Source organism: Armatimonadia bacterium, assembly GCA_039679385.1.
Classification (GTDB): Bacteria; Armatimonadota; Zipacnadia; order Zipacnadales; family JABUFB01; genus JAJFTQ01.
This window is the reverse complement of sequence record JBDKVB010000016.1, coordinates 1-20,305: the sequence shown is the minus strand read 5'-3', so window position 1 is coordinate 20,305 and position 20,305 is coordinate 1. Positions and strand designations below refer to the sequence as shown.

Sequence of the window (20,305 nt, the reverse complement as noted above, 5' to 3'; positions counted from 1 at the left end):
GCTCTAGGCGAGCAACTCATAGCGACCATAGTCCACTGCGCCCTGTACCGGTCGACCGCCGAAGCAATCGCGCAAGGCCTGGAGTGTCTGCTCGCCGATGCGATGGTATCCGTAGAAGCCCGACCCCGACACGTGCGGTGCAATGTAGACGTTGTCCAGCATCCGAAACTCGCTGTACTTTGGCAGTGGCTCCGGCGTGGTCACATCGAGACACACGTAGATCTCGTCCTTCTTGCACTTCTCGATCAAAGCGTCGTGGTCGATCACCGAGCCGCGGGAGGTGTTGATCAGCGTCGCCCCGGGCTTCATCAGGTCCAACTGCTCCTTGCCGATCAGGCTATTCGTGGACTCGATGCTCGGCAGGTGGATCGTCACGTGGTCCGCCCGCTGGAACAGCTCGTTCAGCTCGACCTTCTCCGCACCCATCGCTGCGGCTTGCTCTGAACTCACATACGGATCGTACAGCAGAACCTTGAGCGGCCAGGGCTGCAACAGACGCATCACTTCACGACCCACGGAGCTTGCTGCCACGACGCCCACGGTGCTGCCCATCAGGTACTGGCCGTTCCACCGGACCTCTGGGTCTTTCCACTTGCCCGTTCGCTTGTAGTACGCGTTCAGATCCGGCCAACGCCGCATCGTCATCAGAAGCATCCCGACGGCTGATTCCGCGACGTTGTAGGCAATCGCTACGTTCGCGCTGAACAGCACCGTCCCGTGCGGGATCAGGTACTTGTCGATCATCTCCCGCGAGACCAGGGCCTTGATCGAGCCCGCCGAGTGGGCGATGATCTTCAGGCTGTCGGCCTTCTCGAGGATCTCGGCCTGCATGGCCGGAGCGCCCCAGCCCGTCACGATCGCGTCATACCCGGCGATCCCAGCAGCGACCTCCTCTGCCGTCAGGTTCTTGCCGGTCTCGTTGACCGTGACCTCGAACTCCTCCAACATTGCCTTATAGTGGTCCGGATGGAACACGCGCTCTGTATGACTCGCCGGCTGAACGTACCATACCTTGGCTTTGGACATCGCTCATCGCTCCCGTTAACTCTTGCCCCGGAATGCACGAGGCCGGGTTCTTGGTTACTTCTCCGGCGCGACTTTCCCGTCCCAGCCGAGCTCCCACATCGGGCGCCGTCTGAACTCGTTCTCGAAGTTCTGCTCAATACGCCCCGACTTTTCGAGGTTCATCATGCAGGCGCGAACGCATCCTCGGGCCCCGCACACAGCAAAGTACCCGACGGTGTCCAGCATTGTCTTGTAGTAGTCGATGATGCGGCCGGAGGGGAACTCCTTGGTTGCGCGCCAGGTCGCTCCCGCAAGCGTGTAGGTGAGCTTGTAGGCCTCCTCCTCGCTCAGCTTCTGCTCTGCCACGTTCAGCCGCAGTCCAGGGCAGTCCTTCGCCAGGAAGGGCGAGGCCTCCTTGTTAAGGCCGTGGTGGGTAAGGGTGCACTTGCCCATGTCCACGTTCGCCCACTCGAACTTCACGCCCTCGATCTCGATGCTGATCGTATCCTTGTCCTTGAGGTGCGGAATGCAGTGCCCGGTGCAGTCCCGCACGCAGGCCATGCACTTGTTGCACACTCGTTCGTCCTCTTTGATCAGCGGATCCGGCTCAAGCTCGGCGTCGGTCAGGATCATCCCGAGACGCTGCCGCGGTCCGAACTTCCGGGTCAGAAACACCTTCGACCAGCCCATCTCTCCCACGCCGGCGGCGCAACCGGCAATCCGGATCGCCATCTGGACATCCGGCGCAGGCGATCCCGGTCGCAGTGGCTTGCTATCCGGCTGGGCCTCCGGCACGCCCGGGTAGACCGGCACGGCCTCCCGGCCATGATCCTCGATGAAGCAGGCCAGGTCATAGGTCCCCTTCGGCCGGAACCACGTGTTCAGCCGATTGTACGAGTAGAACGTATAATTGCTCCACAGAGTGCCTTCCTCGATCCCCCGGTAGGTCCCTCGCGGGATTCGGCGTCCAGTAACGATAACTGACCGGCACTCTGGGAATATCTCCGACGGGTGCATGCGTTCCGGGGCGCCCTCAAATCGCTCGATGTTGGCAATGCCCACCAGGTCCAGGCCCGTCGTCAGTGCATACTCCTTGATTCGCTCAGAAGTCAACTCAGCCATTGTGGGTCCCTTCACATCTGACAGATTCTGCGGCCTTGCCTTCCTTCCGCTAGTACCACCGGTCAGGCATCCTGCTCGCGCTTGCGGAAGCCCTCGGGGTCCGCACAACCGCCGCCCTGAGCCTTGGCCTCTACTGTCACGTTCTGCCCCGTCTCGCTCAGCGCCCACGGCTCTCGCTGTCGGAACCCGAAGGCGAACTGGTCGTCGATCTTCTCGTTGCGTTCCAGCATGTCCAGACAAGACCGCACACACAGAGCGGCGATCCGGTCCGGCTTGCCGGAGGGATGGTACAGGTTCCTGCGAGCACCATTCTGGCAACGACGGCACTTGTCATCATCCACGGCCGCCACGGTCATCTTCTTGCCGGCGATATCGACTTCCTGCGTCTTCTCCCCGTCGATGGCCTGCAGCGGGCAGACACTGACGCAGACACCGCAGTTGCCGCAGATGGAGCGCTCGCACAGCGGATCGGCGGTCAGCGGCGCATCGGTAAGGATCGCCTGGAAGCGCTGCCGCGGACCGAACCGCGGGCTCAGGAAGACGCCGTGCAGGCCAATCTCGCCCAGACCCGCCGCCACGGCCGCATGCTGCATGTCGATGTTGACGTTCGGCCCCGGCTGATTGGGGCGAACGGGGATGCCCTGCGCCGGTGTCTCCGGTGGATAGGACATGACTGGAGTTGCCTCCCAGCCGTGGTCCTCCAGCCATTCCGTAGCCTCGAAGGTCGTCAGGGCCAGGAACTCCTTGTCCAGCCAGCTATAGCCAAACAGCTCATAGATGTCTCGGTTGGTGCCCTCTTCCCACCCTCTGAGACTTCCTCGGGTGATCCGTCGCCCGATCACTACTACCGCCTTGGCGTCAGGGAAGATCGTCCGCGGGTCGTTCTGGGCCGGCACGCCCTCGAAACGCTCCAGCGGGGCGATACCTACCAGGTCTGCACCTCTTGACCGGCAGTACTCCTTGAATTCGGCCGTCAGATCAGACACGTCCGTTGCCTCCCGGGCCCACTCAAAGGTGGGCCTCTTGCTGGCACTTCACACGCTGGCCCGAATTATACCTGCCACTGTCGACTGCGTCAAAACGACCTCAGGTTGCACGGCCGGCCCGGGTTGCGTATCATACCTGACGGGCCCCTCGGGGCTGTTCTCGAAATGCATAGCAAGGTGGGTGCCGTCCCTTTGAGTCTCGTTGCGCTTGTCGCCACTTCTGAACCAACTGCCGCCGATTTCGGCCGTGTCCTCGATCTCGCCGGGCTTGCGGGGCTTGTCCAGCCCGGCAGCCGCGTCCTTTTCAAGCCCAACCAGCATGGGGGAGAGGGCTACACCTCGGCCGCCGTGATTCGCGCCGGCGTGCAATGGGCCTTTGCGCAGGGAGCTGCCTCCGTCGTCGTCGGGGACGGGCCCTTCTGGGGCCACAAGAACCCGATGGGCTACTTCGAGCAGACTGGCATGCTTCAGGTGTGCGAGGAGACCGGCGCAACGCCCGTTGACTTCCATGCGGGCGAGTACCACATCATCGAGACCCACTCACCAGACCTGCCACCGACCCTGGGCTTCTCCCAGCATTTGGTCGAGGCCGACGTCGTGATCAACCTGCCGGTGATGAAGACCCACTTCAACACCCTCGTGACCCTCGGCGTCAAGAACCTCAAGGGTTGCCTGCGCCAGATCGACAAGAAGACGCTACACGAGCTCGAGCTGAATGCCGCCCTGGCCTCAGTTGCCCGGTTGCTGAAGCCCTGGGTCAGCGCCACCGTCCTCGATGCCACCACAGCCTATGAGGGCATGGGGCCCTCCGCAGCGACTCCGGTGCCGATGAACCTGCTGCTGGCCTCCTCCGATGTCGCTGCCGTCGATAGTGTCGCCTGTGACCTGATGGGGATCGACCCGGCTTCGGCTCGCCTGCTCCGTGCCTGTGCTGAGCGCGGTGTGGGGGAGACCGACCTGACCAAGATCCGCACCGTCGGCGCCTCACCCCAGGACCATCGTCGCCGCCTTGCCCTGCCCTACGAGGCCCTGGCGGCGAGCTTCCCCGACCTCACCGTTCTGACCGAGCACGCCTGCAGTGGCTGTGTGATGAACTTGTTCCGTGCCTTGGAGATGGCCCATCAGCAGGGCAAGACCGTCCTTGCCGACTGCCTGGTTGCGGGCACCGAGCCCGCCGTCGACCGTCCCGCTCTACGCATCGGCAAGTGCGCGGGCTCCCCTGGCGGTGACGGCAGAACCGTTCGCGGTTGCCCTCCCCGGGTGGAGGATATCCTGGAGGCCTTGACCAGCCCGTCCCTGTAGACGGCGCAGAGCCCCAAACCGGCAATCCTGCCTGGGAGGTACACACCATGCCTCGCGAGACCAAGTCGGCCCTGAAGGCACGCGCGCTCACGATCCTGGAGCGTCTTGAGGCCGCCTACCCGGAGGCTACCACAGCCCTCAACTGGACCACGCCCTGGGAACTGCTGGCGGCCACGATCCTCTCGGCCCAGTGTACCGACGACAAGGTCAACGAGGTCACCGCCGACCTCTTCCGAGCCTACCCTACCCCTACACACTACGCGGAGGCCGATCTGGAGGCCCTGGAGCAGCTGGTCCGCCCGACAGGGTTCTACCGCAACAAGGCCAAAAGCCTGGTCGGTGCAGCTCGAGCGATTCTGGAGAACTACGGGGGAGAGGTCCCGGCGAGCATGGATCAGATGCTCACGCTTCCGGGCGTTGCCCGCAAGACCGCCAACGTGGTCTTGTCCCATGCCTTGCGCCCTGACAGCCCCGAGGGGATCGCCGTCGACCGCCATGTGGCTCGAGTCACCGCTCGTCTGGGCCTTGTGCCCGCCTCGGCGAACACGCCCGAGAAGATCGAGCAGGTCCTGATGGCACTGATCCCGAGGGACCATTGGACCCACTTCGGCGACGCCGTTATCTGGCACGGACGCCGCGTCTGCGAGGCCCGTAAGCCCGCCTGCGACACCTGCACACTCCGCGAGGTCTGTCCCCGCAAGGGCCTCGACTGATCCTCCAGCCTCTCTGCGGGCAGAGACCTTGCCGCTATCTGGCGGCGGGAACCGCCACGATCTGCGGCTGTGGCGGATCAGCCATCCCGTCGCCCAGGGAGAACCCCGGCTGCGCCGGCTGGCGGTACGCTACCTTTCCATGAGTGGGGATAGGGTGGAGTGCTGCCTCGCCTCTCGGCAGCAGAAGAGGGCAGGAGCCCGACGGGCCGTATCTTGACTCGTTGCCCGAACTGTTGAACAATACGAACCTGTTGGGCGACTCTGAAGAGGTGACCATAAGGCATGATCAGGGTGACTGCACCCGGGCGCGGAGGAATCATCGGCAATCCCTCCGACATCTATGGGGGAACCGTCGTTTCCTGCACCATCGGCGAGCGCGCCGACGCCACCATCTCGCCGAGCCCGCGTCTCATCTTCGACATCTACGGTCACTTCGAGGTCGTTGAGGCCGAAGAGCAGCTTCGCGACGACCCGGCACTACACTACCTGAACGTCGCCAAGGCCGTCTGGCGCTACCTGCGCACCTCCGGATATGCCGAGCGCGGCCTCATCGACCCCAAAGCGACCTTCCATGTCCGCGCCCAGAGCAACATCCCGCTCATGTCGGGATGCGCGGGCTCCACGGCCATGCTCATGGCGATCCTGGCCGGCGTCCTGGCGCACTTCGAGATTCAGGTCGAGCGCCACGGGCTCGCGGAACTTGCTCGCAGGGTGGAGCGCAACGAGCTCGGCGTTCAGTGCGGCTATCAAGACCAGTACATGATCGTCTTCGGCGGCATCAACTGCGTCGACCTGCGCGACAAAGAGAACCATGAGGATGGGCCCGACGTGCCCTATGCTTGCGTCGAGCCCCTTACGGCCGACATCCCATATCTGCCCTTCATCCTGGCGAATACCGGTATCCAGCGCCATTCCGGTCAGTACCATGCGAATCCGCGCCGACGCTGGGAGCAGGATGACCCGAGCTACGTTGCCGGTTTCCAGCGCATTGGCGAACTTGGACGTCTCGGCAAACGGGCCCTGGTACGCGGCGACTGGCAGCGCCTGGGCAACCTCATGAACGAGAACCACGCCATCGTTCAGGACCTCATCGGCGCCGGTGAGGCCAACGAGCGTTTGATCCGTGCCGCGATGGACTCCGGTGCCCTCGGTGCCAAGCTCTCCGGCGCAGGACGCGGCGGAACCATCATCGCCCTCCACGAAGATCCCGACTGGATGGGCCAGCAGCTTCTCGCTGCGGGGGCTGAGCGCCTGATTCGGCTCGTTCCGAGCCCGGGTCTCACTATTGAGAGGTTCTAACTCGTGGACGCTCCCCAGATAGGCTCCGTCCTCGGCATCATCCCGGCCCGTGGCGGCTCCAAAGGGGTGCCTCGCAAGAACGTCCGACCCCTGGCGGGCAAGCCGCTTATCGTGTGGACCATCGAGGCCGCCTTGCGTGCACGGCGCCTCAGCCGAATCGTGGTCTCCACCGATGACGACGAGATCGCGCAGGTTGCGGCCGGTGCCGGTGCCGAGGTGATCCATCGGCCGGTCGAGATCGCCGGTGACACGGCTTCGTCGGAGCTGGCCCTTCTGCACGCTCTCGACGAGCTCCAGTCAACCGAGGGCTATGTCCCCGAGGCGGTCTCACTGCTCCAGTGCACTTCGCCTCTGCGTGGGGCCGACCTGATTGATCGCTGCATCGCCCTGCTCTTTGAGTCAGGCTGCGACGCCGTCATGACCGTCACTCACATGCAGCATTGGTATCTGTGCGGCCGGATGGGCGACGACCACCGGTTTCTGCCCGAGTACGACTACCACAAACGCCCCTTCTCGCAGCAGATGCCGGAGAAGTTCCGCGAGAACGGCGCCGTCTACGTCACTCGCACCGAGACCTTGCGCCGGGTCGGCAACCGCCTCGGCGGCGATGTGCGTGTGGTGCCCATGGATGCCGTCCGCTCCATCGACATCGACAGCGAGCAGGACTTCCTTCTGGCGCAGGAGGTTCTCCAGGGCCTTCGTATCCCCTAACCCATGACTCCCTACCTCACTCACTTCAAGATCGGCGACCGCCGCATCGGTCCCGGCGAGCCGGCTTACCTCATCGCCGAGGTCGGGATCAACCACAACGGTAACCCGGAGATTGCCCGACGGCTGATCGACGTCGCGGCCTCGGCCGGGGTAGATGCCGTCAAGTTCCAGAAGCGGCAGCTCAGCTCCCTGTACCCGGCGGAGACGCTCCTCGACCCCACCAGGGAGGAGAAGGAGATCGGTCTCCTGCTGCCTTTCCTGCGGGAGTTCGAGCTCTCCGACGCGGTCCTCACTGACCTGGCCGCCTACTCCCGGGAGCAGGGCCTCGAGTTCCTCTGCACCCCCTGGGATGTCGCCAGCCTCGACTTGCTTGAGCGTATCGGGCTGCTCGCCTACAAGGTCTCCTCGCCTGATCTCACCAACATGCCGCTGCTCGAGCGTCTGTCGCAGACAGGCAAGCCCCTGATCCTGTCCACCGGCATGTCCAAGCTCTCCGAGATCGCTGCCACCGTCGATTTCCTCAAGTCGCGTGGGGTCGTGTTTGCGCTGTTGCACTGCCAGTCCACCTATCCGGCCGCCTTCAAGGACGTCAACCTGCGCTTCATGAACCGCCTCCGGGAGTTCGGTGTGCCCGTCGGCTACTCCGGCCACGAGCGCGGTATCTCCGTCTCTACCGTCGCTGTCGCCCTGGGCGCCTGCATCCTGGAGCGACATATCACCCTCGATCGCACCATGCTGGGCCCTGATCACGCCGCGAGCCTGGAGCCCCAGGGCATCCAGAAGCAGGTGCGCGACGTTCGTATCATCGAGGAGGCCCTGGGCAGCGAGCACCGCGGCCTCTCGCGCGGCGAGATCATGAACCGCCTGGCGCTCGGCAAGAGCCTGGTGGCCGCTCGCTGTCTGAAGCCCGGCGACACCATCACCGACGACGCCGTCAAGGTGATGGGGCCTGGCCACGGCATCTCACCTCAGCGCATGCGCGAGTTGGTCGGCCGAGTCGCTCACCGCGACATCGCCGCTGAAGAGCAGTTCCGTGCCTCCGACCTCACCGACGTGCCGGTGGAGGAGCTCGCAGCCGCCTTCCCGCTCCGCTGGGGACCGGTAGTGCGTTACCGCGACTTCGCACAGATGACCCGCTTCAACCCGCATCTGTTCGAGTTCCACCTTACCGATGCCGACCTGAACAGCACACCGCCGCAGCTTCCTGAGAGCCCACAGGAGCTGGTCGTCCATGCCCCGGAGTACGACCACGGACGCCTGGTTGACCTGGCTTCCTCCGACGCCGACACCGTTGGTCGCAGTTGCGATCTGCTTCGGCGCGTCATGGAGGTTGCCCGCACCCTTCGCGGCAGTTTCACCGGCACCCCTGAGCGCGTGCGGATTGTCGTCCATCCCGGAGCCATGAGCTACGAACCTGCACCGGCTCAGCGCGAGGAAGCAGTCAAGCGTCTCTGTGACGTGCTGCCCTTCCTGACCTGCGAGCCGGACGTGGAGTTGCTGGTCGAGAACATGCCGCCGTACCCCTGGTACTTCGGTGGCCAGTGGTACCACAACGCCTTCCTCGACGCGGAGGACATGCTCGAGCTCGCGTCAAGAGCGAGGGTGCGCCTCTGCCTCGACCTCTCCCATGCAGCTCTGGCCTGCACCGCAGGTCACCGCGACCTCGTGGAGTTCGTGCGTGAGTTGGCGCCTCACGTCTCGCACCTGCACCTCGCCGACGCCTCGGGCACTGATGGCGAGGGCCTGGCTATCGGAGAGGGCGATATCGACTTCGCCGCCCTGATGCCCCTGATTGCCGCCATGGACGCGACCCTGGTCCCCGAGATCTGGCTGGCCCATCGCAACGGTGGCGAGGGCTTTGTCTTCGCGCTTCAGGGCCTGTCCCGCTTCCTTCCTGAAGACCTGCGGTCTCGAGACCTCCGGTCTGGAGACCGAAGGTCTCACGGGGACGAGGCTCCGCAGCAATGAAGAGCGCTCGGAGTCTGGAGCCCTGCGACCCCGCCGAATCCCGCCTGCGTGACTACGATCTGCGCGAGATCGACGCGGACGATCAGCGCTCCCACTTCGCTCTCAAGTACCTCGACCGGCTGGAGGCCGTTCGGGCTGCCCTCCGGCGTCACGTCCCCGCTCCCGGTCTGGTGGCCGAGATCGGGTGTGCTCAGGCCAATCTCGGGCTGCTGCTGGCCGAGGAGGGCTATACCGTCGTGGCCCTCGATCTCATGCCCGAAGCCCTCTCCTACGCTCGCCGCAAGTACGAGCGCGGGGTCTTCCTGCCCCTCTGTGCCTCAGCCGCGGCCGTGCCCCTGAGGTCGGGTGTCTGCGATGCTCTGGTCGTGGGCGAGCTTCTCGAGCATTGTGCCGAGCCGGCACAGGTGCTGGCGACGCTCTGCGGTTGCCTCAAGCCCGGCGGCATGGTCTTCCTCACCACGCCGAACGGTGCCCGTCTGCGCAGTCGCGAGCGACTGTACGACGGCAACGCGGAGCCGGACCTCACTCAGCGGCAGTTCGGACCCGGGGGAGAGGACCACCTCTTTGCCTTCGATCTGCCCGGGCTGCTCTCGGTTGCCCGGCAGGCTGGTCTGGAGGTCTTGGAGCACGAGTACCACGCCAGCATGCTCCATTCCGACCGCCTGCGAGCCCTCAAGCGCCTCTTTGCGCCTTCGCAGCTTCGTGCCCTCAGTCGCCGGGCCTGCCGTCTGCCGCTGATTGGCCCGCGGACAGCGCTCACCTTGCTCGTCGTGGCTCGGCGCCCGATGACTGAGGCCGCCACCGACCAACCTCTCGGGGCGCGCCCATGAAGACCGTCGTCTTCCACGACGACGGCTCGCGTTCGACAGCCGCTGCTCTGGCTCAGCGTCGGGGCGATTGCGCTGCGGTGCCCATGGTCCAGCGTGAGCACGAACTCCGCGTCCTCCGCGAGGTGCCGCTGACTGCCGAGGACATCGTCCAGGTTGCCACGCAATCCCAGCAGATCGTCTCAGAGCTGCGGGAACTCTTGCCGGCCGAGTTGGTGGAGTCTGGCGACGGCCAGGGCGTGTCCTTCTGGGACGCCTATGCCGAGTTCTTCCGTTCCTGGGCCGTGGCTCCCCTTCTTGCGAACCGAACCCTTGCCCGTCGCGCCTTGCAGATGCACAAGGCCGACGCCGCCTTCGCCCTGGAGAACCCGCGCAGAGCCGGGTGGTGGAGCTACCGCCAGCAGGTGGCCGAGGCTCTGGGCAGCGCCCTCGACGGTGTGCCCCTACAGGCCTCTCCGGGTTCCTCCTTGCGCCTCCTGCGAGACTTCCTCAGCCCTTCTCTGATCGCCTGGCCGACCGGCCTGACGCGCCTGAGGGCCGATGCACGCCTTGCCCGCAGTTTCCCAGGCCCCTCGGCCGACCCGGAGCCTTGCGACGTCCTCTTCCTGGCCATCGGCGGCACCAGCGTGCCCCTGATTGATCGCCTGGCTTCGCCTCTGCGCGACCAGCACGACCTGCGAACAGCGGCACTCCTCCTGGCTGCCGAGGACGCCGGCATGGAGGAGCGCTCGACCGCTGACGTGCCCTACTACTACCTCGGCGGCTTCCATCCGGCACCCCACACAGTCGCCTGTCAGGTGCTGACTCACTGGCGCTCGTGGTACCGACATGCCGCACGTCTCGGCGCAGCCCGGTACGGTGAGCTCTGGCGTGGGTTGCGAGGCCGTCTGCTGGTCGCGCTGGCCCGCGATGCTCAGCAGGTTCTCGCCGATCTCGTCGCTGCCGATCGCCTCCTCGACCACCTGCAGCCGCGAGCCCTTGTGGCGCTTCACCTGTACTGGCATCGCCTCGCGCCGGTGGTTCTCGCGGCACGGAAGCGTGGCCTTCCTGTGCTGTACCTGCAGCACGGGGTGTACTTGGCCAAGGACGACTGCATTCGGCCCCTGCCCTTCGACGAGTACATGGTCTTCGGTCACTCGGCGGTGGAGGCGTTGCAGGGGCGTGCTTGCGGTGGACCAGTGGTGCCCGTGGGGCATTGCCTGTACGACGAGGTGGTGACCGGCGGCCTGACACACCGCACAGGCCGAAGGCCCGGTCGTGTGGTGCTCCTGGCGACCCAGCCCGATGAGAAGCAAGTCTACGATGTGGCGTCCGCTGAGTGGTGGGTGAGAGGGGTTGCGCTGGTCTGCCGAGAGATCCATGCGACGCTGCAGATCAAGCTACACCCGCGCGACCTCTACACAGGCATGTACGAAGCCCTTGCGCAGGAGCTTCCCGACACGGTGACCCTTCTGTCGGCAGCCTCCTGCACCATGGCCGAGGCCCTGGCGAAGTGCGACGTGCTGGTGACGCGCGACTCGACGGTGGTCTTCGAGGCGAACCTGATGCAGGTGCCCGTGCTGACCGTCAACCTCACAGGACGCGACGACCGCTTCCCCTTTGCGGCCGATGGGGGAGCGGTCGGTGTGTACAGCTACGGTGATATCCTGCCGGCTCTGCAGCAGGTTCTCGACGATGGCGGTCGGCAGCTTCAGCAGACCCGACCGGCTTTCCTCTCCCGGCACACCGGTGCCGCCGACGGTCAGGCCACTCAGCGCGTCGTCGACACCCTCCTGCGCCACCTCTCCCAGACTTCCCCGACCGCCTGAGGCTCCTGCTGCTGCAGCGCTACTTCGGTCCCCACACTTCCTTGTCGAACTCCTTCATGTCCATCCTGTCGACCGCGGGCGGCGCGATCGGCTTCTCGCCGATCTCCCGCAGCCACTGAGCATGGGCGCCGCGCAGCTTCAGCGACAGGACCACGGTCTGCAGCGGCTCCACGTCCACATACACCGCGGGCTGGCGGAAACGCTTCGCAAGCTCATCCCACTCGAAGCTACCGTCGAACTCACGCTGACAGGTCTCGCCGGGGTAGGAGATACGCAGCAGTCTCACCTGCCACGGACGACAGCGCACCTCGACCGCCACAGCCTTGCGCTGCCCACTGTTGTTCCAGAGCGCAACGATTCCCTCGTCACCGCGCAGGAAGGGACGGTACGTGATCGGCTTGTCGCCCGAGTACCCGGCAATCTGGGTGTCCGGCGGCGGTGCCAACGCCCGAACGCCGGCCAGCTCTCTGCCCAGCTCCGCATAGGTCCCACTCACCGCATCGACGGGCTGGCCCTGTGCGTCCAGTAGACCGAGACCGCCTGCCTTCTCCTGCACTGCCGGAATCGCCGCACCGTTGGCCCCGACCGAGAACACCTGCAGCAGGGCCCTCGTCATCACCAGCGCATCGAGCCCTGGCGCAGCAGTTCCTGTCCCCGTGCTGAAGCGCGCGTAGAGCGGAAGTGCTGCCCCGGCCTGGTTCAGTTGATCCCGCAGGCCTTGCAGGCTCAGCGCCTTGTCCAGAGCACCCCAGGAGGCCATGGGACCGGCTGGTGCAGCACCGTCCAGCGTCTCCCGGAGGACCACACTGCAAGGCAGCGCAGGCATCTGCACGTCCAGCGCCTCCGAGGACTCGCCGACGCCGCCTGCCAGCAAACTGTGGAGCCTCTCGCCGTCTTGCAGCCCCTGCTGACCAGCCGCCACGCTCACAGCGGGGCTCAGAACGGCTGCCTCCGGGATCAGCCCCGGAAGTGCTGCCGCAAGAGCCTGCTGGTCCGCAGCCGCCACCTCGCCCTCAAGCCCGAAAGCGCAGATGCGTCCTCGCTGCTGCACCGTGAGGTCGGTCAGGGCCGCCACAGCCGACTTCACCTCGCCACTGAAGCGAACCGCCACGTCCCCCGGTTGCCCGAAGGTGCTGGTAGCCTCCTTCAGCTCTGCGGCGCTCGAGCACTGCACCTCGTGGAACTGGATCGCCCCGGCATCGAGCTTGCTTGTGAGATCCGCCTTCGAGCCCTGCGGCCACCACGTGCCAAGAACCGGAAAGCGTCGCTGAGTGTGCACCAGCAGCGGCACCAGTTTGGCCTCGCCGCCGGAGCTGAACCCGATCTTCAGGTAGCTATCTCCGCAGGTCATCGACTGTAGCGGCACGTTCAGGCTCACTCGTGACTCGCCCGGGATGGTCGCCGACCACACCTCACTGCGCCATCCTCGAGGGCCTTGCACCTCGACCCCCAGGTCATTGCGCGCCTTCCCACGACTGAGCACGTCGAGTTCGCCACCCGTGCGCTCGCCCTGCAGGACCGTCACTTCTCCCTGCGGGTTCAGCTCGAAGGGACCGGGACGCACATAGTAGCTGTCGCGGCCCAGGAAGTTGCGCGTCTGCAGGTCCAGCTTATCCTTCGGAACCCAGCCCTGGGGCAGTTCGCCCGCATACTGAGGCTGGAGCTTCTTCGCCACCGGCTTCGTGACGTCCCGCAGTTGCACCGGTCGGAGCCGCAGGTCATCGGCCAGCCATCGCCCGGAGCCCGTGATTCCCAGGGCCACTCGCGGGCTGCTCAGTCCCGTCACTACCTGCAGGACCAGCCGGTGCCACCGGCTATCCTCGCGAACCGAACCCTCCCACAGATAGGGTCGCGCGGGACGCCCCTTCTCGCCCACAAGCGCGACTGCAACCGACCCGTCACCCTCCACCTTGCGCAGTGCCAGGCTCAGCTCGAAGGCCTTCCCCGGCTCCACACCGGGCAGCGCCTCCGACCTAGCCCAGGCGCCCTCTGTGCCCGTCGCAGCAAGGCCGAGGCACTGCTTCCCCTGGGCTGCCCCAGGCTCCGCCGACACCACACCGGCAACCTGCGTCCAGCCCTCGAGGCCGGCCTCGAAATCCAGATTCTGGGCGCCGGCGACGCCCGCCAGACCCAGCACTACCGCAAACACCATCATGGAACGTCTCATTGCAGCAAGTCCTCCGCCCCGAACTTCTGTGCAAACGCATCCTGGATCGCCGTGTATCCCCTCACGCAGGCGATGAGCACGATGACCGAGGTTATCCCGTACCCCACCACCATGGCCGCTATACGCAGACCGCGCACCATGTTGTCGCGGCTCTCCTTGGTCTGCTCTGCCATCCTGGGAAGCGCTTCATCGAAGGTCCCGCCCAGCGCCGCCGAGCCCAGAATCCCCGCATCCGAGCGCGACACGAACCCGCAGCCATCCAGAGCCTCATGCAGCGGCATGCCTGCTCGCACCCGACTCTCCGCCTCATGCATTCGCCGCACCATCACTCGGTTACCCGCTGCCTCCGCCGACGTCTGCATCGCCTGCGGGAAGTCCACACCGGCACGGATGCACACTTGAAGCGCCTGGTAGAAGCGCGTCAGACCGGCGCGACGAGTCAGCGCCGACCACACCGGCAGGCGGAAGGCCATCTGGTCTCGCAGCCCAAACAGCGGTGGCAGGTGCCACAGAATCCGCCACAGCATGTATGCGCCGACCACCAGGCCCAGCATGGGTAGAATGTGCGTCAGGACATGATGGATCCACCAGGGAAGACCCTTGCTGATGAACCACGGGAAGCTTGGCACCAGAATCGCCAGCAGCAACACGATGCCGAAGTACAGCTTCGGGATCATCAGCAGCCACCAGACCCGTTGCTCGCCCCGGTAATCGTCGGCCAGGTTACGCGCGACCTCGTCCAGATTGCCGCTCAGCTCACCGGCGCGCAGATAGCCAATCACGCCACGCGGGAAGACCTGTGGGTAGTCGTCCAGACAGGCGGCCAGGCTCTCGCCGTTCTGCACTCGCGGGGCAACCTCTTCCAGAACATGCTGAAGACGCAGGCTGTTGACCCGGGAGGCCGTGTCGGACACCAGACTCGGCATCCCCACACCGGCGTGATACAGACTGGAGAGCTGCTCGAAGAAGTTGCTCAGTGCGCCCGCCGTCACCGGGAGCAGACCATAGAGAAAGGACCAGCGCTCCCGAGGCCGTGGCGCAGAGGGCTCCTCGGTCGCCGGAGCACTTGCCACACGAGTGCGTCGGGCCATCGCCTCCGGCTCCGCCAGCACTTCCACCCACAACCCGCGCTGACGCAGCCTTACGATCGCCTGCGCCTTGGTGGCCGCCTCGATCGTGCCCGTGACTTCAGCGCCGCGTTCGGTCTTCGCACGATAGCGGAACAGTGGAATGGGGATCACCCGTAAGGAAGACTGCGCTGCACCTTCGCCCGCAGCGCTCAAGAAACGTGAGAAGACCCGGCCTCGCGACAGCCGCCGGGAACTGCCTACTTCGCGGCCAGGGAACGGACGAAGTGCCGCCGGTCACCTTCACGCCGCGTGACTCCGGCTCCGTCCAGGTACTCCAGGATCGGCACGACATACTTGCGACTCGAGCCCCACAGGTCGCGCACCTCGGAGACCCCGAAGGCCCCACTGCGGCGGTACAGCTCGGCAAGCTCTTCGACTGCCTGCTCCAGCGCGCGACGCCCCATCACAAAGTCGCCGACCAGGACCACGTCGCCCTCGGACACAGCCAGCTCCAGCAGCGCCCGGGAATTCGCCGTCCCGCCCAGCCTGGCCAGAACTTGCTCTTGCATCGGAGGAGCCTTCGCGGCGGCCTCAGCCTCGGCGATAGCCGCCCTCAGCAGTGCCCGTTGCGACTCCTCTATTCGTGGCTCATGTCCCTGATTGCGCCAACCGCCGGGCTCCGCGACGATCAGCTCACCCTTCTTCAGAACCCCGAGCGCCCACTGCATGACTTCCGGCGCCGGATTCCCGACGGTCCTCTGCAGATGGTGAAGCGGCATGCTCGCCCGCAGCGGGTTCGCCGCATGGTACTCCGCAAGAGCCTCCTGGATCGCCTGCAGCAGGCCATCGGCCTCCTCGCTATCGACGAACCGGCCGGGAGCGAGTTCAGACACCGCTCCGGACTCCTGCAGGGCCTCCACGAGTTGCTGGGCCTCGGCCGGGTCAAGCTGCAAGCCGCTTGCCAGGTCTCGCACCCCGAAGACGCGCAGGGCCTCCGAGTGGATCCAGTCCCGAGCATGGTCCGCGCTGGTCCCCGATTCCAGCGTCAGCAGTCGCTCGATGGTCCCTTCCTCGCGACGTCGATGGCGAGTCGGCCTGGGGTCGAGAATCACGCCGCCGCCGATGGCATAGGGTGGCGAATAGCGACGCAGTACGAAATGGTCACCAGTAGCCGCAACCGCCGGTGCCTCAAGCCGCAGTTGCGCCAGACCTTCTTCGCCCGGCAGCAACTGCTCTGCATCCAGCAGCACCACTCGGCCCAGCAGCTCCGCCGCACCATGGTGTACATGAACCCGCTCACGGTACACCAAAGGCCGCTGCGCCTCAGCCGAGAGTCGCACCCGCACATCTAGCATCCAGCTTGGACTCATGCTCCCCGGGGCGATGAGCTGGTCGCCACGCGCGACTTCCTCTCGGCTTAGCGAGGCCACGTTCACTCCCACGCGGCACGGTGCCACCACTTCCTGCACGTGCTCACCGTACACCTCGAGCCCACGAACACGAGTGCGCAGCCCTCGGGGCGCCACCTCCAGCTCCTGATCCAGCGCCAGCCTCCCGCGAATCAGCGACCCGGTGACGACGGTGCCGAAGCCCTTGACCGTGAAGCTGCGGTCGATCTGCATTCGTACCGGCCCGGCGATGTCGTGCGGACGCACCTTCGCCGCGACCTCCTCCAGCTTGCCGAGCAACTCCTCGATCCCGGCGCCGGTCTTCGAGGACACCGCCACCCTCGGCGCGTTTTCGAAGACCGTCCCTCTCAGCGCCTCGGCGATGTCTTCCTTGACAAGCTCCAGCATCTCCGGTTCCACCAGGTCGGACTTGGTGATCACCACGATTCCGGCGTCGATCTCCAGCACCCTCAGAATCGTCAGGTGCTCTCGGGTCTGCGGCATGACGCCTTCATCCGCAGCGACCACCAGCAGAAACAGGTCGATCCCGGTTGCCCCGGCCAGCATGTTCTTGACGAATCGCTCATGCCCGGGCACATCCACGATTCCGGCCCAGGCGCCGCTGGGGAGCCGCAGCCAGGCGAAGCCCAGGTCAATGGTCAGGCCACGGTCCCGCTCCTCCTGCAGACGGTCGGCGTTGATCCCGGTCAGCCGCTCGATGAGCGCCGTCTTCCCGTGATCCACGTGCCCGGCAGTACCAAGAATGAGGTTTGGCGGCTGACTTGGCGTGTTCATGCACCTATGCTTCTCCGACGGTTCCGCATTCCCTGCCCCGTCCGCGCCAGGAGGACGGTCCAGGCTCCCTGTGGAACCCTCGACTCTTGAGGGGCGTTCTTGCCCATGACGCCGCGTTCCAGAAGGAGATCCTATGAGACGCAGGGACTTCATCACCCGGGGAGCCTGTGTAGCCGGAGCCCTGGCGACTCTCGGAGTGGCGGGCTGCAAGAGCGGTGCCCAGGGCACTGCCGGAGCGCCCTTGACCGCCCAGAGTCCAGCCTCAGCTCCATCCCCTTCGCCAGGCAGCACAACCACTCCGCCGGCCGCCGGGAAGCTAGGCAAGCACCGCGTCTTCGACAAGCCTCCCACGCGCGTCCATGCAGCGATCGCCACCAACAAGGAGCCCGCGGAGTTGGTCAAGGCTGCCGTCGATGCCTACGGCGGCCCACAGACTCTCCTCCACAAGGGCGATGTCGTCGTCATCAAGCCCAATCTCGCCTGGGGACGCACCCCGGACGTCGGAGCCAACACCAGGCCGGAGATTCTCGGCGCCGTGATCAAGATGGCCCAGGAAGCCGGTGCGAGCAGGGTCCTGGTCGTCGAGCACTCCTGCGACCCCTCGAAGGTCACCTTCGACCTCACCGGCGCGAAGGAGGTCTGCTCCTCCCTGGGCGTCAAGCTCCTCAGCCTCGACAACGAGGCCATGTACGAGGAACGCCCCATCCCTCAGGGAGTCACGATCAAGTCGGAGAAGATCCCCCGTGACCTCCTCGAGTGCGATGTCTACATCAACTTGCCGTGCCTCAAGACCCACGGTGGCACTGTCCTGTCTGTGGCGATGAAGAACCAGATGGGTGCCATCTGGCGGCCGCAGCGCTACCACGACGCCACTTCGCCCGCTGCCAGAGGCCCCAACCTTCACCAGAACATCGCCGACCTTGCCACAGCCCTGCGTCCAACCATCGTCATCGTGGACGCCATCGCCGGGCTGGTGACGAACGGCCCCAAGGGTCCCGGTGACCTCAAGGACACTCGCGCCGTCATCGTCACCCATGACATGGTCACCGCCGACACGCTCAGTGCGCAGATGCTGGGGATCAAGGTTGAGAAGGTGCCCCATATCAAGCTGGCTGCCGAGGCCGGTGCCGGGCGCATGGACCTCGACGCCCTCAAGATCGCGCGCGTCTAGCTCAGAGCAGGGCTGCTTCGCTTACGAAAACAGGGCCGGCATCTGCCGGCCCTGTCTCTTTCCGAAGCTTGGTTAGGGCGCCCGCCTAGGACTCCCGCAGGGCCTCCTGCATCTGCTCCCACAGAGCGGGCAGCGCCGAGGACGAAGACGACTGCACGGAGTACTGCGCAGCTCCTGTTAGTGGCGTCTTCGAAGGGTTGATCTCGACCACCAGCGCTCCTGCTGCGAGGGCCAGGAAGGGCAGCGACGCAGCGGGCTCCACGACCACCGACGTCCCGATGACGAACATGACGTCCGCCTCGGAGCACAGATCGCGCGCCTCATCCAGGGCCTCAGATGGCAGCGACTCGCCGAACAGCACTACCTTCGGCCGCACCACCGCGCCGCACTTCTCGCAACGAGGCGGGTACTCAGGGGTCGGAACCGGGATGTCCTCCGGCTCGTGTCCACAGCGCATGCACTCGTACTCCAGTGCATCGCCGTGCAGCTCGATCACATGCCGGCTGCCTGCGCGCTGGTGCAGACGGTCGATGTTCTGGGTGATGACGGCGAACTCAGCCGACTCCCCCAGGACCTCCTCCATCTCGGCCAGGACCATGTGCGCCGGATTAGGCACGGCGTTGACGATCATCGCCCGCAGGTGGTCATGGAACCGCCAGAACATGGCCGGGTCGCGCGTGAGTACATCATGCGTGCACACGTCCTCCGAGCGGTAGGTGCTCCACAGGCCTTCTGAGCCGCGGAAGGTGGAGATCCCACTCGCCTTGGAGATACCGGCCCCGGTCGAGGCGACGATGATCGCCTCCGGCCCCAGCCTGTCAACGACCGCGACGGCGACTTCGTGTAAGGTGGCTTCGGGCATAAGGGCTCCCACACTCTGGCGTTCCTACGCTCCGCGAGTACGGCCCCACATCGCGCGCAGCGGCTGTGCCAACATCCCTGCCACTACCAGCTTCATGGCGTCGCCCGGCAAGAACGGAATCACGCCCAGGGTTATTGCTTCCGTAGCGCTTCGGCCCAGTCCGAGGACGAGCCAGCCGGCGCCGAACAGGTAGATCGCCAGTGTCCCGGCGAGCAGCCCCGCGCCCACCCTTGCGTGCGAGGGTCGCCGGGTCATCAACCCCACGACGGCCGCTGCTGCAACGAAGCCGACGAGGTAGCCGGCGGTCGCCCCACTGAGGCCACTGGCCCCGCCCGCGAACACTCCCAGCCCCGTTGCACCCAGGCCCAGGTACAGCACCTGTCCCAGGGCGCCGGTGCGTGCTCCAAGAACTGCACCCGACAGCAGTGCCAGCATGGTCTGCAGGGTCAGCGGCACCGGCGTGAAGGGAAGCGGGATTCGCACTTGTCCGGCAAGGGCCATAGCTCCCGCCACACCACAGACAGCTCCAAGCTCAACCCACGTCGACTTCCTGGTTACGACCTGCTGCACTGCGAAGGTCAGTGTTCCCTGCGTCATCCAAAGGCTCCGTCTCCACGTGAGATACAAGGCGTCCCCGGGGTGCTCAAGCAGCCGGTTCCCTGCTCCTCAGCCTCTTCGGCCTTCCTGCAGCCACCGCGGCCCAGCGCTCGGCACGTGGGGCGATTCTACCACCCCGGGCGGTGCGTATCAAGGCGAGCCAGACCTGGGCGGTTACCCACTTCCTGGTGAGGGACGGAACCAGAGCTGTCGACCAGAACCGAGCCGGTGCCCGTCAGTACCTCGAGAGAAGGGTGTCCTCTTGATGGCTGAGGATGGGGCGCCACGGGCCTTGACCTCACCCCCGTCTCGCTGCCGCTCGACTCCCCCTCGCCACGCGTCTATACATTACCCACATCTTTTTCGTGGGGGGGGAGGAGGTTCTTGGCCGGTCGGCAAGAAGTATCGGTGCTTGAGGTGACTCAAGCATGCCTACCTGGTTTCTGTTGGAACTCGCTACGCTCAACCTTCACGACGAGCGTCTCAATCGGCGCGCGAAGCAGGTGCTCAAAGC

Annotated in this window: 16 protein-coding genes; 8 read left to right on the top strand and 8 right to left on the bottom strand. The window is 65.5% G+C overall.

Annotated features, from left to right (window positions below):
• Positions 1 to 3 precede the first annotated feature (3 nt).
• The 3 genes from ABFE16_01185 to ABFE16_01175 all read right to left on the bottom strand — a co-directional run bounded on the left by ABFE16_01185 (position 4) and on the right by ABFE16_01175 (position 3,113).
• Entirely contained in the window at positions 4 to 1,026 is a 1,023-nt protein-coding gene (locus ABFE16_01185; protein ID MEN6343880.1) for a hydroxyacid dehydrogenase, read from the bottom strand.
• Positions 1,027 to 1,080: 54 nt separating this feature from the next.
• Positions 1,081 to 2,127: a hypothetical protein gene (locus ABFE16_01180; GenBank protein ID MEN6343879.1), complete on the bottom strand. Its 1,047-nt coding sequence runs from the start codon at positions 2,125 to 2,127 to the stop codon at positions 1,081 to 1,083.
• 62 nt (positions 2,128 to 2,189) lie between these two features.
• Entirely contained in the window at positions 2,190 to 3,113 is a 924-nt protein-coding gene (locus tag ABFE16_01175; protein MEN6343878.1) for a hypothetical protein, read from the bottom strand.
• 192 nt (positions 3,114 to 3,305) lie between these two features.
• On the opposite strand from ABFE16_01175, the gene ABFE16_01170 reads away from it, so the two are divergent.
• From ABFE16_01170 to ABFE16_01140, 7 genes are all read left to right on the top strand, one after another.
• Positions 3,306 to 4,415, top strand: coding sequence for a DUF362 domain-containing protein (locus ABFE16_01170; protein MEN6343877.1), 1,110 nt, complete (start codon positions 3,306 to 3,308; stop codon positions 4,413 to 4,415).
• 47 nt (positions 4,416 to 4,462) lie between these two features.
• Positions 4,463 to 5,128 carry an endonuclease III gene (gene nth, locus ABFE16_01165; protein ID MEN6343876.1) on the top strand — a complete coding sequence of 222 codons (666 nt, stop codon included), beginning with the start codon at positions 4,463 to 4,465 and terminating at the stop codon, positions 5,126 to 5,128.
• A 282-nt stretch (positions 5,129 to 5,410) separates the two neighbouring features.
• The gene (locus ABFE16_01160) at positions 5,411 to 6,427 is read left to right on the top strand and encodes a hypothetical protein (protein ID MEN6343875.1); all 1,017 of its coding nucleotides are present in this window, start codon (positions 5,411 to 5,413) and stop codon (positions 6,425 to 6,427) included.
• A gap of 3 nt (positions 6,428 to 6,430) precedes the next feature.
• Entirely contained in the window at positions 6,431 to 7,138 is a 708-nt protein-coding gene (locus ABFE16_01155; GenBank protein MEN6343874.1) for an acylneuraminate cytidylyltransferase family protein, read from the top strand.
• 3 nt (positions 7,139 to 7,141) lie between these two features.
• Positions 7,142 to 9,106, top strand: coding sequence for an N-acetylneuraminate synthase family protein (locus tag ABFE16_01150; protein MEN6343873.1), 1,965 nt, complete (start codon positions 7,142 to 7,144; stop codon positions 9,104 to 9,106).
• The gene (locus ABFE16_01145) at positions 9,103 to 9,936 is read left to right on the top strand and encodes a class I SAM-dependent methyltransferase (protein ID MEN6343872.1); all 834 of its coding nucleotides are present in this window, start codon (positions 9,103 to 9,105) and stop codon (positions 9,934 to 9,936) included. Before ABFE16_01150 ends, ABFE16_01145 begins: the two co-directional genes overlap by 4 nt.
• On the top strand, positions 9,933 to 11,741 hold the full coding sequence (locus ABFE16_01140) for a hypothetical protein (GenBank protein MEN6343871.1): 1,809 nt from the start codon (positions 9,933 to 9,935) through the stop codon (positions 11,739 to 11,741). Before ABFE16_01145 ends, ABFE16_01140 begins: the two co-directional genes overlap by 4 nt.
• A 19-nt stretch (positions 11,742 to 11,760) precedes the next feature.
• Here ABFE16_01140 and ABFE16_01135 read toward each other — a convergent pair whose 3' ends face one another.
• The 3 genes from ABFE16_01135 to selB form a co-directional block, all read right to left on the bottom strand.
• Positions 11,761 to 13,908, bottom strand: a complete 2,148-nt coding sequence (locus tag ABFE16_01135) for a hypothetical protein (GenBank protein MEN6343870.1) — start codon at positions 13,906 to 13,908, stop codon at positions 11,761 to 11,763.
• Complete coding sequence (locus ABFE16_01130; protein MEN6343869.1) at positions 13,905 to 15,149, bottom strand: type II secretion system F family protein; 1,245 nt, start codon at positions 15,147 to 15,149, stop codon at positions 13,905 to 13,907. Before ABFE16_01130 ends, ABFE16_01135 begins: the two co-directional genes overlap by 4 nt.
• Positions 15,150 to 15,235: 86 nt before the next feature.
• Entirely contained in the window at positions 15,236 to 17,161 is a 1,926-nt protein-coding gene (gene selB, locus ABFE16_01125; protein MEN6343868.1) for a selenocysteine-specific translation elongation factor, read from the bottom strand.
• A gap of 133 nt (positions 17,162 to 17,294) precedes the next feature.
• Between selB and ABFE16_01120 the strand changes: the two genes are divergently transcribed.
• Positions 17,295 to 18,332, top strand: a complete 1,038-nt coding sequence (locus ABFE16_01120; protein ID MEN6343867.1) for a DUF362 domain-containing protein — start codon at positions 17,295 to 17,297, stop codon at positions 18,330 to 18,332.
• Positions 18,333 to 18,417: 85 nt separating this feature from the next.
• On the opposite strand, the gene ABFE16_01115 is transcribed toward ABFE16_01120, so the two are convergent.
• Together ABFE16_01115 and ABFE16_01110 are read right to left on the bottom strand one after the other, a co-directional pair.
• Positions 18,418 to 19,194, bottom strand: coding sequence for an NAD-dependent deacylase (locus tag ABFE16_01115; GenBank protein MEN6343866.1), 777 nt, complete (start codon positions 19,192 to 19,194; stop codon positions 18,418 to 18,420).
• A gap of 24 nt (positions 19,195 to 19,218) precedes the next feature.
• A complete protein-coding gene (locus ABFE16_01110; GenBank protein MEN6343865.1) occupies positions 19,219 to 19,791 on the bottom strand; it encodes a biotin transporter BioY in 573 nt (190 codons plus the stop codon).
• Positions 19,792 to 20,305 lie beyond the last annotated feature (514 nt).